This is a genomic window from Pseudomonas sp. PKS, from assembly GCF_051913525.1.
In the GTDB taxonomy this organism is placed as follows: Bacteria; Pseudomonadota; Gammaproteobacteria; order Pseudomonadales; family Pseudomonadaceae; genus Aquipseudomonas; species Aquipseudomonas guariconensis_D.
This window is the reverse complement of sequence record NZ_JBEGDO010000010.1, coordinates 1-14,636: the sequence shown is the minus strand read 5'-3', so window position 1 is coordinate 14,636 and position 14,636 is coordinate 1. Positions and strand designations below refer to the sequence as shown.

Annotated in this window: 14 protein-coding genes; 9 read left to right on the top strand and 5 right to left on the bottom strand. The window is 64.3% G+C overall.

The features are described from left to right. The first annotated feature begins 55 nt into the window (after nt 1-55). Nucleotides 56-1,873, top strand: a complete 1,818-nt coding sequence (locus tag ABOA88_RS12555) for an ABC transporter ATP-binding protein/permease (RefSeq protein WP_367851650.1) — start codon at nt 56-58, stop codon at nt 1,871-1,873. A gap of 6 nt (nt 1,874-1,879) precedes the next feature. Here the strand turns inward: ABOA88_RS12555 and ABOA88_RS12550 are convergent, their stop codons facing one another. Together ABOA88_RS12550 and ABOA88_RS12545 are read right to left on the bottom strand one after the other, a co-directional pair. Next, nucleotides 1,880-3,097 (bottom strand): MFS transporter, encoded by a 1,218-nt coding sequence (locus tag ABOA88_RS12550; protein WP_367851649.1) that lies wholly within the window; start codon nt 3,095-3,097, stop codon nt 1,880-1,882. 144 nt (nt 3,098-3,241) lie between these two features. Next, nucleotides 3,242-4,525 (bottom strand): arsenic transporter, encoded by a 1,284-nt coding sequence (locus tag ABOA88_RS12545; RefSeq protein ID WP_367851648.1) that lies wholly within the window; start codon nt 4,523-4,525, stop codon nt 3,242-3,244. 400 nt (nt 4,526-4,925) lie between these two features. Here ABOA88_RS12545 and ABOA88_RS12540 point away from each other — a divergent pair, with 400 nt between their 5' ends. From ABOA88_RS12540 to ABOA88_RS12520, 5 genes are all read left to right on the top strand, one after another. Beyond that, nucleotides 4,926-7,166, top strand: a complete 2,241-nt coding sequence (locus tag ABOA88_RS12540) for a TonB-dependent siderophore receptor (RefSeq protein WP_196169852.1) — start codon at nt 4,926-4,928, stop codon at nt 7,164-7,166. A 77-nt stretch (nt 7,167-7,243) separates the two neighbouring features. After that, nucleotides 7,244-7,531 carry an iron transporter gene (locus ABOA88_RS12535; RefSeq protein WP_196169851.1) on the top strand — a complete coding sequence of 96 codons (288 nt, stop codon included), beginning with the start codon at nt 7,244-7,246 and terminating at the stop codon, nt 7,529-7,531. After that, the gene (locus ABOA88_RS12530; protein ID WP_367851647.1) at nt 7,528-9,051 is read left to right on the top strand and encodes a PepSY-associated TM helix domain-containing protein; all 1,524 of its coding nucleotides are present in this window, start codon (nt 7,528-7,530) and stop codon (nt 9,049-9,051) included. The genes ABOA88_RS12535 and ABOA88_RS12530 overlap by 4 nt, the downstream gene beginning before the upstream one ends. After that, complete coding sequence (locus tag ABOA88_RS12525) at nt 9,048-9,380, top strand: DUF3325 domain-containing protein (RefSeq protein WP_367851646.1); 333 nt, start codon at nt 9,048-9,050, stop codon at nt 9,378-9,380. Before ABOA88_RS12530 ends, ABOA88_RS12525 begins: the two co-directional genes overlap by 4 nt. A 36-nt stretch (nt 9,381-9,416) precedes the next feature. Beyond that, nucleotides 9,417-9,953 (top strand): histidine phosphatase family protein, encoded by a 537-nt coding sequence (locus tag ABOA88_RS12520; protein ID WP_196169848.1) that lies wholly within the window; start codon nt 9,417-9,419, stop codon nt 9,951-9,953. 75 nt (nt 9,954-10,028) lie between these two features. Here ABOA88_RS12520 and ABOA88_RS12515 read toward each other — a convergent pair whose 3' ends face one another. Both ABOA88_RS12515 and ABOA88_RS12510 read right to left on the bottom strand, forming a co-directional pair. Continuing rightward, nucleotides 10,029-10,814, bottom strand: coding sequence for a sulfite exporter TauE/SafE family protein (locus ABOA88_RS12515; RefSeq protein ID WP_043215886.1), 786 nt, complete (start codon nt 10,812-10,814; stop codon nt 10,029-10,031). 140 nt (nt 10,815-10,954) lie between these two features. Then, nucleotides 10,955-11,578, bottom strand: coding sequence for a helix-turn-helix domain-containing protein (locus ABOA88_RS12510; RefSeq protein WP_196169847.1), 624 nt, complete (start codon nt 11,576-11,578; stop codon nt 10,955-10,957). Between the two features lie 112 nt (nt 11,579-11,690). Here ABOA88_RS12510 and ABOA88_RS12505 point away from each other — a divergent pair, with 112 nt between their 5' ends. The 3 genes from ABOA88_RS12505 to ABOA88_RS12495 are packed head-to-tail and all read left to right on the top strand — an operon-like array spanning nt 11,691 to nt 14,340. Beyond that, the gene (locus tag ABOA88_RS12505; protein ID WP_367851645.1) at nt 11,691-12,827 is read left to right on the top strand and encodes an NAD(P)/FAD-dependent oxidoreductase; all 1,137 of its coding nucleotides are present in this window, start codon (nt 11,691-11,693) and stop codon (nt 12,825-12,827) included. Between the two features lie 12 nt (nt 12,828-12,839). Next, a complete protein-coding gene (locus ABOA88_RS12500; RefSeq protein WP_196169845.1) occupies nt 12,840-13,217 on the top strand; it encodes a RidA family protein in 378 nt (125 codons plus the stop codon). A 58-nt stretch (nt 13,218-13,275) separates the two neighbouring features. After that, entirely contained in the window at nt 13,276-14,340 is a 1,065-nt protein-coding gene (locus ABOA88_RS12495; protein ID WP_367851644.1) for a YkvI family membrane protein, read from the top strand. A 153-nt stretch (nt 14,341-14,493) separates the two neighbouring features. Here the strand turns inward: ABOA88_RS12495 and ABOA88_RS12490 are convergent. Next, nucleotides 14,494-14,636, bottom strand: a 143-nt coding sequence (locus tag ABOA88_RS12490; RefSeq protein WP_440127978.1) for a hypothetical protein, incomplete at its 5' end; no start/stop codon positions are given.

Below are 14,636 nucleotides of genomic sequence, written 5' to 3'. Positions count from 1 at the left end.
GATAAATCGTCGGGGAATGCTACGCTCGCAAAAACCTCGCAATGGATACCCCGCTATGGACATGAACTGGCACCAGGCCCTGCAAGAGAGCCTGAGCTGGCTCGCAATCGCCTCCATCATCACCCTCATCGGTTTCACCGCCGCTGGCGCCTTGGCGGTGCGCTTTACGCGGTGGGGACGTCAATTCTGGTCCCTCGCCGGGCCTTACTTCAGTTTCAGGCGCAGCTGGCGCCCGCTGTTGGTGTTTGCCCTGTTGCTGGTGCTGACGCTGTTCTCGGTGCGCCTGAACGTGCTGTTCTCGTTCTGGTACAACGGCTTCTACAGCGCCTTGCAGGCCCTGGACCAGACAGCGTTCTGGTACCTGCTGGGCGTGTTCGCGGTGCTGGCCACCATCCATGTGCTGCGCTCGCTGTTCACCTACTACGTTACCCAGGCGTTCAACATTCATTGGCGTGTCTGGCTCACCGAGCGCCTGACCGCGGACTGGATGCAGGGCGATGCCTATTACCGCGGGCGGTTTCTCGCCGAGCCGGTGGACAACCCTGACCAGCGTATCGAACTGGACGTCAACGCGTTCGTCACAGGTTCGGTGTCCTTGGCCTTGGGCGCTGTCAGTGCGCTGGTCTCGCTGGTGGCGTTCACCGCGATCCTGTGGGGGCTGTCGGCGCCCTTGACGCTGGGTGGGGTGGAAATCCCCCGGGCGATGGTGTTTGCGGTGTACCTGTATGTGATCGTCGCCACGTGGATCGCGTTTCGCCTCGGGCGGCCACTGATCCGTCTGAATTTCTTGAATGAAAAACTCACCGCGAACTTCCGTTACGCCTTGATGCGCCTGCGTGAAAACGCCGAGAACATCGCTTTCTACCAGGGCGCTCAGGTCGAGCGGGGGACCTTGCTGGGACGCTTTGGCGCGCTGATCGTCAACGTCTGGGCGCTGGTCTATCGGAGCCTGAAGTTCAATGGCTTCAACCTGGGCATCAGCCAGGTCGCCGTGGTGTTTCCGTTCATTCTCCAGGCGCCGCGGTTCTTCAGTGGGGCGATCAAGCTCGGGGATGTGATGCAGACCTCCCAGGCGTTCGGCCAGGTTCAGGATTCGCTGTCGTTCTTCCGTGAGTCCTACGACACTTTCGCTCAATACCGCGCCACCCTTGACCGTCTCACCGGGTTTCTCGACGCCAACCAACAGGCCAGCACGCTACCGCGGGTCACCACCCAGGAGCAGGCGCAGGGGTTGGATATCGCAGGCTTGCAGGTACTGCGCCCGGACGGCCATGCGCTGATCGCCGACCTGGACCTGCGTCTGCGTGCCGGCCAGGCGCTGTTGATCAAAGGGCCTTCGGGCAGCGGCAAGACCACCTTGCTGCGCGCCCTGGCTGGCCTGTGGCCTTATGCAGAGGGCGAGGTCAGGCGGCCGCTGGGCAACCAGGCGTTGTTCCTGTCGCAGCGCCCATACCTGCCGTTGGGCGACTTGCGTACCGCAATTGCCTATCCCGCACCCGGTACGCCCGCAGACGATGCGCGCATGCAACAGGCCCTGCGCCAAGTCAACCTGGCCCACCTGACCGAGCGCCTGGAGGTCAGCAACGATTGGTCGAACATTCTCTCGGTGGGCGAGCAGCAGCGCCTGGCCTTCGCACGGTTGTTGTTCAACCGGCCACAGGTGGTGTTCCTCGACGAGTCCACCTCGGCCATGGACGAAGGTCTGGAGCATGCGTTGTATTCATTGCTGCGCTCCGAAATGCCTGACACCTTGCTGGTCAGTGTCGGACACCGCAGCACGCTGGCGACGTTCCACACCCACCGCTTGGAAATGGACGGGCAGGGTGCCTGGTCGCTGCTCGAACAGCAGCCGACTCAGGACGTACTGGCTTAGCGGGGCTCAACCCACGCTCGCGCCGCGTAGCAGCGCCACCCCAGCGAGGGTGGCGCTGGCAAACGCGGCGCCGACCAAAAACGTCGCTTGGTAGCCGACGCCATCCCACAGCAGGCCGGCCATCACGCTGGCAATCAGCAGGGCTACACCCGACAGCAGATTGAACAGGCCGAACGCCGTGCCGCGCAGGTTCGCCGGTGCGCTGTCGGCGATCAAGGCACTGAAGATGCCCTGGGTGAAGCCCAGGTGCAGCCCCCACACCAACACCCCCAATGCCAGCCCGGCCCAGCCCGGCAACAAGGCCAGCGCCAGGTCGGCGGCAATCAGCAAGCCCAGCCCCATCATAAGCACGCCCCGACGACCGACGCGGTCCGACAGTGCACCCGCGGGGTAGGCCGACAGCGAATAGGCCAAGGCCATCAGCACCAGCACCGCCGGTGCCCAGAGTGGCGCCAGGCCCATGTCCTGGGCGCGCAGGAGCAAGAAGGCCTCGCTGAAACGCGCCAGGGTGAACACCATGACCAGACCGATCAGCCGCCAGTACGCCGGGCCCAGTCGCGCCAGCTCGTCCACTGCCAATGGCGAGCGCACCGCCCGCCCATGGGCAGGGGCCTCGGGCTCGCGGACGAAGGCGATCAGCACAAAGACGGCGAGAAACGCCGGAATCACCGCCACCCAGAACACTGTCTGGAAGTGGCTTGCGGTCAGCCACATCAGCGCGATAGCCAGCAACGGCCCGAGAAAGGCGCCCACGGTGTCCAGCGCCTGGCGCAGGCCAAAAGCCGCGCCGCGCAGCCCAGGCGGCGTGATATCGGCGATCAACGCATCACGCGGTGCACCGCGAATACCCTTGCCGATACGGTCGACAAAACGCGCTGCGGTCAGCCATTCCAGGCCTGAGGCCAATGGGAACACCGGTTTGGTCAAGGCTGCCAGACCATAACCGAGCACGGTGAGCAGCTTGCGTTTGCCCAGCCAGTCGCTGAGCGCGCCGGAAAACACCTTGGTGATCGACGCCGTCGCCTCGGCCACGCCCTCGATGAACCCCACCGCCACCACCGATGTGCCCAGCACCGACACCATGTACAGCGGCAGCAAGGCGTGGATCATCTCCGACGAGATGTCCATGAACATCGAGACGAAGCCCAATGCCCAGACGCTGCGGGGGATGGAGGGGAGTGCCCGGCTGGGCGGAGATGAATCGAAGTTGTCAGCGCCACGCATCGCAGGCCTCGGAATCCGTGCCGCGTCCGAATGGACGCGACCGTATTCACTGTAGGACATGGGGACTGGCGATTGAGATAACGTGAGTGGCCAAGTCGCAGGTGTGCTGCCACGTGAGCCGGCGTCATCGCAGGACTTTCGGGCTCAGAAGCTTAGCCGCAAGGCCAATGCCGAGAGGGTGACAAGCAGCACCGGCAGGGTCAGCAGGATGCCGACCTTGAAGTAGTAGCCCCAGGTGATGCGCACGCCTTTGCGCGCCAGCACATGCAGCCACAGCAGGGTTGCGAGGCTGCCGATGGGGGTGATCTTCGGGCCCAGGTCGCAGCCGATGACATTGGCGTAGATCATCGCCTCGCGCACCACGCCTTGAGCCTCGCTGGCGTGGATCGACAGGGCGCCGATCAGCACACTGGGCATGTTGTTCATCACCGAAGAAAGCAGTGCCGCGACCAGTCCAGTGCCCAGGGTGGCGGCCCACAGGCCTTGGGCCGCCAGGCGATCGAGCAGGGTGGTGAGCGAGTCGGTCAGCCCGGCGTTACGCAGGCCGTAGACCACCAGGTACATCCCCAGGGAAAACACCACGATCTGCCAGGGCGCTTCGCGCAGCACGCGGCGGGTGGCAATCACATGACCGCGGGCGGCCACGATGAACAGCACGGCGGCGCAGGCTGCCGCCACGGCACTGATGGGGATACCCAGCGGCTCCAGGACGAACAGGCCGGCCAGCAACGCGACCAATACCCACATGCCGACGCGGAAGGTGGCGCGGTCGCGGATGGCCATGGCTGGGGGCTTGAGGTCGTCGAGCGCATAGTGCGCCGGGATGTCTCGCCGAAAGTACAGAAACAGCACCAGCAAGGTGGCGAGCACCGCAGCCAAGTTGACCGGAAGCATCACCGAGGCATAGGTCGAGAAGCCCAGGCCAAAATAGTCGGCCGAGACGATGTTCACCAGGTTCGACACCACCAATGGCAGGCTCGCTGTATCGGCAATGAACCCAGCGGCCATCACGAAGGCCAGGGTGGCGGCGGGGGAGAAGCGCAAGGCCATCAGCATGGACATGACGATCGGGGTGAGGATCAAGGCGGCCCCATCATTGGCGAACAGCGCCGATACCGCCGCCCCCAGCAGCACGATGAACATGAACAGGCGTCGCCCGTCGCCGCGCGCCCAGCGGGCCACGTGCAAGGCAGCCCATTCGAAGAAGCCCGCTTCGTCCAGCAACAGGCTGACGATGATGATGGCAATGAAGGTGGCGGTGGCGTTCCAGATGATCGCCCAGACCGTGGGGATGTCCTGCAGCGATACAGCACCCACCAGCAAGGCGAGCAACGCGCCGAGGCTGGCACTCCAGCCGACGCCCAGGCCTTTGGGTTGCCAGATGACCAGGATCAAGGTGAACAGAAAGACGGCGGCGGCAGCTAGCATCGTGCACGTTCCTTGGCAGCAGGTGGCGCGCTAGCGGTTTCGTCTGCCAGGCGCTGGGGAAAATGGGTCGGTATGAGCATGCAACCACGATCAATTGAGATATGCGGAAAAACAAATATATGGAATTTCATATATTCAAGCAACGACCTTGCCTTGGGCTCTGGCCTATCGCGATGCTCCTCAGGAGAGCGGATTATCCCGTCGTAGAGCCATTGGCTGCGGCATTTGAACGTTCCTCGGCAATCTGTAAATTTCGTAAATAAGATTTAAACCCATTTGAGAATCATTATATTCAGCCTCCCTGTGGACCTGGCAATTTGCCTGCAAGGTCGGTGGGCGAGGGCTCGTCGGCTGGCTGGCCGGGTCGTGCCTTTGCCCATGAACCGCAGGAGATGTCCCCATGCAACCCAGAACTTCACCCAACAGCCTGGCCCTGGCCTTTGTCGCGCTGACCTCGCCAGCCATGGTGGCGACCGCGGCCCAGGCCGAGGAGAAGCCTGCCGGTGAGGTGCTGGAAGTGCCGATCGACAGCAATGCGCTGGTGATCCAGGACACCCTGGTCACCGCCGAGCGCGAGGCTCGTCAGGCGCTGGGTTCGTCGATCATCACCGAGGAGGACATCAAGCGTCATCCGCCGGCCAATGACCTGTCCGAGCTCATCCGCCGCGAGCCTGGCGTAAACCTGACCGGCAACAGCGCCAGCGGCGCGCGTGGCAACAACCGCCAGATCGACCTGCGCGGCATGGGCCCGGAAAACACCCTCATCCTCATCGACGGCAAGCCCTCCAGCGCCCGCAACTCGGTGCGTTACGGCTGGAACGGCGACCGTGACACCCGTGGCGAGACCAACTGGGTGCCGGCCGAGGCCGTCGAGCGCATCGAAATCCTTCGTGGCCCGGCCGCAGCGCGTTATGGCTCCGGTGCCATGGGCGGTGTGGTGAACATCATCACCAAGCGCCCCACCGAAGCATTCAAGGGCAACGTCAGCCTGTTCACCCAGTTGCCCGAGGACAGTGCAGAAGGCGCCAGCCGTCGGGCCAACTTCAACCTCAGCGGTGGCCTGACCGAGAACCTGGGTTTTCGCCTCTATGGCGGCCTGGCCAAGACCGATGCCGACGACCTGGACATCAACGCCGATCACGCCAACAGTGCCTTGGTGGCCGGCCGGGAAGGGGTGCGCAACAAGGACATCAATGGCCTGTTGAGCTGGAAACTCAACGACGAGCACCGCCTTGAAGTCAGCGCCGGCTACAGCCGCCAGGGCAACCTCTTTGCCGGCGATACCATGAACAGTAACGGAGGGGGCAACCTGGAGCTGATGTCCGAGCTGTATGGCCATGAAACCAACGTCATGCAGCGCGGCACCTATGACCTGACCCACCTGGGCGACTTCACCTGGGGGACCAGCAAGACCGTCCTGGCCTACGAGTACGTGCGCAACTGGCGCCTGAACGAAGGCCTGGCCGGCAGCGTCGAGGGGGCGCCCAACGATGCCGGCTCGGCCATGTCGCGCCTGCGCAACACACGCTTGAGCAGCGAAGTGAACCTGCCGTTCGCCATGGGCAGCACCGAGCATGTGCTGACCCTCGGTGGCGAGTACCTCTATGAGTCGCTCAACGACCAGGGCTCGTTCCGTCCGCAAAGCTTCGACCCCAGCGGCGCTGGCGACAACACGATCATCGGCTTCGACCGCAGCGACACCAAGATGACCGCCCGCAGCTATGCGTTGTTCGTCGAAGACAACATCATCGTCGGCGACACCACCATCACCCCGGGCCTGCGCTTCGATCATCACGAGACCTTCGGTGACAACTTCAGCCCGAGCCTGAACCTGTCGCACAAGCTCACCGATGCGCTGAGTGTCAAAGGCGGCATCGCCCGGGCGTACAAGACCCCGAACCTGTACCAGTCCAACCCCAACTACCTGCTCTATAGCCGCGGCAACGGTTGCAGCACGCAGCAGAGCAACTCCGGTGGTTGCTACCTGCAGGGCAACGACGACCTCAAGCCCGAGATCAGCGTCAACAAGGAAATCGGCCTGCTGTACGACCGTGGCACCTGGCGCACCAGCGCGACATACTTTCGTAACGATTACCAGAACAAGATCATCGGTGGCACTGACGTGGTCTACGACATCAATGGCGGGCGCCGCGTGACCCAGTGGGAGAACGCCGGCAAGGCGCGTGTGGAAGGGATCGAAGGCAACGTCTTCATGGCGCTGACGCCGAGCCTGGACTGGAACACCAACCTGACCTGGATGCTCGACAACGACAACCGTGACACCGGCGAGCCGCTGTCGGTGATTCCCGAGTACACCATCAACAGCACCCTCGACTGGCGCGCGACCGACAAGCTGTCGTTCCAGGTGGCGGGTACCTACTTTGGCAAGCAGAAGTCGCCGACCTACAACTACCGCACTCAACAGGACTACGACAAAACTGCCCAGCAGGACGTGGACGCCTACGGCCTGGTGGATGTGAGCGCAGGCTACACATTCAACGCCAACTACGACGTGCGCGTGGGCGTGAACAACGTCTTCGACAAGCAGATCCTGCGCGGCGGCAACGCCAGCAGCTCGGGGGCCAACACCTACAACCAGCCAGGGCGTGCGGTGTTCGCGGCGCTGAATATCTCGTTCTGATACGCAAGAGGGCCGCTGTGCGGCCCCCTCGCGGGGCGTCAGTCCCACACCGACCTGAGCGTCCTTAGGAGCTATTGATGAACACCCACCCCATCGGGCTGGCCATTCTCTCGCGCAGCGCCGCCGCACTGCTCGGCGGCTACGCCTTCACCTACGCCGCCACGGCTTGCCTGGCGCGGTTATTACCGATGGCGCCGGGCGATGCAGTGATCGTCGCCACGCTGGCGTCGTTCATTTTCTACACCGCTGCGATCCTCTGGGCCTTCGCCAGCCGCGACGCCCTGCGTGCCTGGACGCCGCTGGGGCTGGCCGCGCCTCTGGCGCTGGTGGGCTTCTGGCCCCAGGCGATGGGATGGCTGACATGAAGAACAGCTTCACCCAATCCATGTCCTGGCTGCACACCTGGGCCGGGCTGGTCTTCGGCTGGTTGCTGTTCGCCATTTTCGTCACCGGCACCTTGGCGGTGTTCGATAAGGAGCTCAGCCACTGGATGCAGCCGGAGATCGCTGCCAGTGACGTGTCTCAGGCCGATGCCGCCGAGCGTGCAATTGCCTACCTGCAGGCCCACGCGCCGAAGGCCGACAACTGGGGGATCAGCCTGCCGACCGAGCGCTCGCCGGGCCTGCGGGTGTCCACCGGCGACCGGCGTCATGGCGTCGGCGTGCAACTGGACCCACAGACGGGCGAGCCGATCAACGTGCGTGACAGCGTCGGCGGCAACTTCTTCTTCCGCTTTCACTTCACGCTGGATTTGCCGCGCAACTGGGGCATCTTCGTGGTCGGTGCGTTGGCCCTGGTGATGCTGGCGGCGCTGGTCACTGGCATTGTCATCCACAAGAAGCTCTTCAAGGAGTTCTTCACCTTTCGCCCGAACAAGGGACAGCGGTCCTGGCTGGATTTTCACAACGCCAGCGCGGTGCTGTTGTTGCCGTTCCACCTGATGATCACCTACACCGGGTTGGTGATCTTCATGCTGATGTACATCCCGGCCGGGATCGATGCCTTGTTCGAGGGCGACCCTCGTGCCTACTTCCAGGCCCAGGGCAATGGCCGCCAGGAGGCGCTGCAGCGCGTGGCCAGGCAGCCGGCGGAGCTGGTCGAGATCGCCCCGTTGCTGGCCCAGGCCCAGGCGCGTTTGGGGCCGATCGGAGGGCTGAACATCCGTCATCCGAACACCACCGGTGCTCGGATCGAGATCCGTCCCGAGCTTGGCAACCGCATTGCCCTGACCAAGGGCCAGGCCATGGTCTTCGACGGGGTGAGCGGTCAATTGCTCAGTGATGTACCTGAACTGCGTCCGGCGCCCTTGACCCAGCGGGTGATGATCGGCCTGCACTTCGCCCAGTTCGGCGGCTACCCCATGCGCTGGTTGTACTTCGTTTGTGGCGTGGTCAGTTGCGCGATGATTGCCAGCGGCCTGGTGCTGTTTTGCATCAAGCGTGGGCGCAAGTACACCGACGCAACGGCCTCGGCGCGCCGCTGGTATCGGCTGGCCGAGGTGTGCAACGTCGGGTTCATCAGCGGCTTGTTGCTGGCCTGCGCCGGTTTGTTGTGGGCCAGCCGCCTGTTGCCGGTCGAACTGGCCCAGCGCGGAGCCTGGGAGGTGCGGGTGTTCTTTGCCGGCTGGTTGCTGGCCCTGCTGCATGCCGGCTTGCGCCCGGCCCAGCGCGCCTGGGTCGAGCAGTTGAGCGCGGCGGCGCTGTTGTGCATGGGGCTGGGTGCGCTGGGGGCATCTACCGGCACGGCGGATCACATGCGGCTGGGCGTGGAGGTGACTGGCGTGGTGCTGGGCGTGGGACTGGCCCTGGCGGCCTTGCGTGTTGCGCGCGCCACGCCAGCTCCGGTCAAGGCGAAGGCAGGGCGGACCGTGGGGGCTGAAGGATGACGAGCATGATTCTCGGCGCGTTGCTGTTCGCCTACGCCGGCATGACAGGCCTGTGCCAGGGGCTGGAGCGACACTCCAAGCAGGTGTGGGGGCGCGCGAGTCCCCGCAGGCTGCGCCTGGGCTTGCGAGGGGGCGGTTGGGCAGGGTTGTTGGCCAGCCTGCTGTTGTGCGCCCAGACGTGGGGGTGGGCCATGGGGCCGGTGGCCTGGTTCGGGATGATCTCTCTGGCGGCGGTGTTGCTGGTGATGCTGCTGCCTTACTGGCCACGCGTGTCGGTCTGTCTGGTGGGGCTGCTGCCGCTGTGGGGGCTGGGGCAGGCATTTGTCTGATAGGCTACCTGGCCCACCTCATGACGAGAGCCCTTGGTGAAAGCCGCGCGCCTGACCCTCATCTGCCATGCCCTGACCTCGGCCCAGAAGGTCGGGTATTTCCCCAGCCCTGACGAGCGCATTTTGCCGGTGGCTGAATGGCCCTCGCTTCCAGCTTGCAACGGTTTTCTGAGTGCGCCGGAGTGCCGGGCGCAAGAGACCTGCGCAGGGCTGGGGGCGGGCTCGGTTGTCGAGCCCGCCCTCGCGGACTGCGACATGGGGGCCTGGCAAGGTGTGACGCTCAAAGCGTTGCAGGCCGAGCAGCCAGAAGCCTTGGCTCAATGGCTGCAAGACCCTCACTGTGCGCCCCCTGGCGGTGAGTCCGTCGCGCATCTGTGCCAGCGCGTCGCGGCCTGGCTGGAGGCGTTCGATACGCCGGGAGCGTGGGTGGCGGTGACGCATCCGCTGGTGATGCGGGCGGCGATGGTGCATGTGCTTGGCTGTCCGCTGGCGGCCTTTGCGCTTATCGACGTGCCAGCGCTTTCGCGCGTGCACTTGAGCCGTGCGGGGAAGTGGCGGCTACGCTTGGGATGAGGGCTTAGCCGGCGCCTCGAATATCGCCGGGTGTCTGTGGAATCTGCGAAACGGGCGCAACGTGCGCCCATCCTGTCAAAACGCGAGCTTGTAGCCGATCAGCAGCAGCATCCCCGCCAGGCACGGGCGCAGCAAACGGTCGGAAATACGCCCGGTAAGATGGCTGCCCAGGTAGATGCCTGGCAGCGAGCCGAGCAGCAGGTAGCCCAGCAACGACCAGTCCATATTGCCCATGCCCGCGTGGCCAAGGCCGGCCACCAGGGTGAGCGGTACGGCGTGGGCGATCTCGGTGCCCACCAGGCGGCGGGTGACCAGGAAGGGATACAGCAGGAACAGCGCCACGGTGCCCAGGGCGCCTGCGCCGATGGACGTCAGGGTGACCATCACGCCCAGCACCACGCCCGTGAGCACGGTAAGGGTATTGAGGCTGCGGTCGCTGAGGTGGTAGTGGTCGCCTGCGTGGCGGCTGGCGAAGGCCTGCAGGCGGGATTTGAACAGGATGGCCAGGGCCGTGAGGATCAACACCACGGCCAGGCCTTGCTTGATCACCGCGTTGAGCGCGGAGGTGTCGGCATGCAAGGTGTGGAGGAACCAAAGCGTCAGCGCTGCCGCGGGCACGCTGCCCAGGCTCAGCAGGCCGGTGATCTTCCAGTCGACGTTCTTGTTGCGCGCATGGACCCAGACGCCACTGGCCTTGGTGATCGCCGCATACAACAGGTCAGTGCCGACGGCAGTGGCAGGGCTGATGCCGAACCAGAGCAGGATGGGGGTCATCAGCGAGCCTCCGCCGACGCCGGTCATGCCAACGATGAAACCTACAACCAGCCCCGCGATGGTGAAACCAAAAGAACCTACATCCATACGCTACTCGACGCCCAAGCTTGCCCGTGATCGGATGGTTGCCAGCATAAAGGTTTTTTTATAACCGAATAGACTTGTTCGTTATTAGGTTATAACTGGGCGCCTTTTTCTTCGTCCGGATGGATGAACCGGGACCCCGTTCATCGATCGGTCATGACCACCATCACCTGTGCATCCCCACCGTCTTCGCTTTCAGACAGATAGATATGCCCGACCTGGCTGTCGAAATAGGCGGTTTCCTGCGGGCCGATGCTCACCGCTTCACCCGTTTCGAACAGGATGCGCACGCGACCGCTGAGCACCAGGGCGAATTCCTGACCCGGGTGGCGGATGAAGTCATCGAACTGGCCACGTTCGCGCGCAATGATGCGGGCGTAGGCGGGCGTCATGCGGCGCTCGGGGAAGGCGCCGGCGATGGGATGGTAGTCATAGGTGCCGGTGGAGTAACCGGGGGCCGCAGGCAGTGAATCGACCACCACGGTCGCCGGCACTGGCGTATCCACCGGGCCGCTGGCACGAAACAGCTGGGCGATATCCAGCTTCAGGGCGCGGGCGGCGGCAGCCAGTTTTTCGTAGCTCACCGAGACCTGCGCCAGTTCCATCTTCGACAAGGTGGAGACCGGTACGCCACTGAGCGCCGACAACTGCTTGAGCGTCATGTGCTGCGCCTTGCGGACCTGGCGCAGGCGCGCGCCGACCTCGGCGCGGTCGAGCAGGGGGAGGGCGCCAGGGCGCTGGGTGGCGGACGTGCGGTCTTCGGGCATCGGGGCTCTCGTGTGCGGCTTTGGTCGGCATCTTACCTTGGACACTTGCGCGAACCGAAATTCTCATATATTAGAATTCTCATAAATGATAATTTGCGCGACAGGAGCGCCCATGGCACAGATCTACGACACCCTGATCATCGGCGCGGGCATTGCCGGTGCCTCCTTGGGCTACCGCCTGGCCGACCAGGGCCGGGTACTGCTGCTCGAACGGGAAATGCAGCCGGGCTATCACGCCACCGGCCGCTCGGCCGCCATGTTCATGGAGGCCTACGGAACGCCGCAGATCCAGGCCCTGACCCGCGCCAGCCGGGCGTTCTACGAGCATCCGCCAGCAGGCTTCTGCGAGCATCCACTGCTCGAACCACGCGGCTGCTTGTATGTCGCCAGCACCGAGCAACGCGAACTGCTCGAGACCACCTACGCACAGAACCTGGCCAACGGGACCGACGTCAGCTTGCTCGATCGTGAGGGTGCCTTGGCCTTGGTGCCCAGCCTGCGTGAGGACATCCTCGTCGGTGCGGTGCATGAACCCGGTGCCATGGACCTGGACGTGCATGCCTTGCACCAGGGCTTCTTGCGTGGCTACCGCGCCGCCGGAGGCGAGCTACGCTGCAATGCCGAACTGGCCCGGGCCTATCGCCTCGACGACCTTTGGGAGGTGGAACTGGCCGATGGCAGCCATCTGCAAGCCCGGCAGTTGGTCAATGCCGCAGGCGCCTGGGCCGATCAGGTGGCCGAGCTGTGTGGCGTGGCCAAGGTCGGTCTGCAGCCATGCCGGCGCAGTGCCTTTACCTTCCCGGGCCCGGATGGGCAGGACTTCGGTCGTTGGCCAGCGGTGATCGGGGTCGATGAAAGCTTCTACTTCAAGCCCGACGCCGGCCAGTTGCTCGGTTCGCCCGCCAACGCCGATCCGGTCGAGCCGCAGGATGCCGCGCCCGAGGAGCTGGACGTGGCCTTGGGCATCTACAACATCGAGGCCATGACTACGCTGCAGATCCGTCGTCCGAGCCACAGCTGGGCGGGGCTGCGCTCGTTCGTCGCCGATGGCGACCTGGTGATTGGTTTCGACCCACGCACGCCAGCGTTCTTCTGGCTGGCGGCGCAAGGCGGCTATGGCATCCAGTCGGCCGCCGGTGCGTCGCGCCTAGCGGCTGACCTGCTGCTGGGCATGCCCCTCTGCCCGAGCCTGGTGGCGCAGGGCGTTTCACCGGAGCGTTTGTCTCCGGGCCGTTTTCTACAACCGTGAGTGGAGATTCCCATGAGCAATGACATCCAGCGTTTTCCCAGCAGCCTGCCGTTCCCGTTCTCGCGCGCGGTGAAGGCCGGCGGCTTTTTGTTCCTGTCCGGGCAGGTGCCGATGAGCGCCAGCGGTGAAGTGGTCCGCGGCGACATCCAGACGCAGACCCGCGCGGTATGCGAGCGTATCGGCGAAAGCCTGGCCGCCTGTGGCGCGCGCTTCGATCAGGTGGTGAAGGCCACGGTATGGCTGTCGGACATGGCTCACTTCGCTGGCTTCAACGAGGTCTACAAGGAAGTCTTCGGCGACGCCTTGCCGGTGCGCTCGACCGTGGCCTCGGCCTTGGCGCTGGGGGTGGATGTGGAGATCGAAGTGCAGGCGTTCGTCGGGCAGGACTGAGGCGAGCCGGGGCACGACGCCCCTTTGAACGACAACAACAATAAAGCCAGAGGTTCACATGCAAGAGCAGCTGAAGATCGCCGGTGCTTTCATCGGCGTGATCGTGGGGGCGGGCTTCGCGTCCGGACGGGAACTGTTGCTGTTCTTCGTCGATTTCGGCGTCTGGGGCCTGGTCGGGGCGTTGGTCAGCGCCGCGTTGTTCACCTTCCTGGGCATGGCCCTGGCGGGGCTGGGCAATCGCCAGCAGGCAACGTCCCACAAGGACGTGATCCAGGCCATTTGCGGGCGTCACCTGGGGTGGTTCGTCGATTGGCTGATCACCTTTTTCATGTTTGCCGTCACCGTGGTCATGTTGGCTGGCGGTGGCGCATTGCTTGAGCAGCAGTTCGGCGTGCCGGCCCTGGCGGGCAGTGTGCTGGTGACGGTGTTGGTGGTGGCCATTGTGTGCCTGGATGTGCAGAAGGTGATCGTCGCCATTGGCGCCATCACCCCGCTGTTGATTCTGGTGGCCTCGGCGATTGCCTTGTATGCCGTGTTCTCGCGCGAGCAGAGCTTCGCCGAACTCGACCATTTGGCCAGCCAGCAAGAGGCCGGCACTCGGCACTGGTTGCTGGGGGCATTCCTGTATGTGTCCTACAACATCGTGGCCGGTGCGCCGATCCTGGCCATTCTCGGTGGGTCGGCCAAGGGTGAGAAGACTGCCATCTGGGGTGGTCTTATCGGGGGCGCGGCGCTCGGTGGGCTGATGTTGGTGATGAGCGCGGGGCTGCTGTCGCGCCTGGACAGCGTGGCCGAACTGCCCATGCCGATGTTGTCGATCGCCAATGAGGTTTCGCCGCTGCTGGGGCTGGTGATGTGCCTGATCATCTTCGGGATGATCGTCAACACGGCGGTGGGGACGCTGTTTTCCTTCTTGTCACGTCTGTTGCCAGCCGGGACGACGAAGTTTCGCTGGGGGGCGGTGCTCACCGGGGGGGCTGCGTTCGTGTGCAGCCTGGTCGGGTTCATCAGCCTGGTGGGCGAGGTGTATCCCTTCTTCGGTTACCTGGGCTTCGTGCTGATGGCCGCGGTGCTGTTGGGCTGGGTGCGTCGGGGCAAGGCGCGCAAGGTGGCGCTGGCCTAACGAAGGGCTGCTGCGCAGCTAAACCCACTCCCACAGGGTTTTTCGCAGATTCGGTAGGAGCAGGCGAGGCCGCGCCGGCTCCCCCTGGTACAGCGCCGAACCTGAGAACGGCGCGATACCTGTGGGAGCGGGTTTACCCGCGAAGGGCGCGCCTCAGATCCTGAAGCTGCCCACCAGCTGCTTCAACCGCCCCGCCTGCTGGCTCAGGGCATCGCAATGACGCAGGGTTTCGTTGAGGTTTTCCACCCCTTGCTGGTTGAGGCTGTTGATCTGGGTGATGTCCAGGTTCAGGCTCT

What these genes read in the sequence shown, in the direction of transcription:
- ABOA88_RS12555 (WP_367851650.1), top strand. Translation starts at nt 56, where the DNA reads ATGGACATGAACTGGCACCAGGCCCTGCAAGAGAGCCTGAGCTGGCTC.
- ABOA88_RS12550 (WP_367851649.1), bottom strand. Translation starts at nt 3,097, where the DNA reads ATGCGTGGCGCTGACAACTTCGATTCATCTCCGCCCAGCCGGGCACTC.
- ABOA88_RS12545 (WP_367851648.1), bottom strand. Translation starts at nt 4,525, where the DNA reads ATGCTAGCTGCCGCCGCCGTCTTTCTGTTCACCTTGATCCTGGTCATC.
- ABOA88_RS12540 (WP_196169852.1), top strand. Translation starts at nt 4,926, where the DNA reads ATGCAACCCAGAACTTCACCCAACAGCCTGGCCCTGGCCTTTGTCGCG.
- ABOA88_RS12535 (WP_196169851.1), top strand. Translation starts at nt 7,244, where the DNA reads ATGAACACCCACCCCATCGGGCTGGCCATTCTCTCGCGCAGCGCCGCC.
- ABOA88_RS12530 (WP_367851647.1), top strand. Translation starts at nt 7,528, where the DNA reads ATGAAGAACAGCTTCACCCAATCCATGTCCTGGCTGCACACCTGGGCC.
- ABOA88_RS12525 (WP_367851646.1), top strand. Translation starts at nt 9,048, where the DNA reads ATGACGAGCATGATTCTCGGCGCGTTGCTGTTCGCCTACGCCGGCATG.
- ABOA88_RS12515 (WP_043215886.1), bottom strand. Translation starts at nt 10,814, where the DNA reads ATGGATGTAGGTTCTTTTGGTTTCACCATCGCGGGGCTGGTTGTAGGT.
- ABOA88_RS12510 (WP_196169847.1), bottom strand. Translation starts at nt 11,578, where the DNA reads ATGCCCGAAGACCGCACGTCCGCCACCCAGCGCCCTGGCGCCCTCCCC.
- ABOA88_RS12505 (WP_367851645.1), top strand. Translation starts at nt 11,691, where the DNA reads ATGGCACAGATCTACGACACCCTGATCATCGGCGCGGGCATTGCCGGT.
- ABOA88_RS12500 (WP_196169845.1), top strand. Translation starts at nt 12,840, where the DNA reads ATGAGCAATGACATCCAGCGTTTTCCCAGCAGCCTGCCGTTCCCGTTC.
- ABOA88_RS12495 (WP_367851644.1), top strand. Translation starts at nt 13,276, where the DNA reads ATGCAAGAGCAGCTGAAGATCGCCGGTGCTTTCATCGGCGTGATCGTG.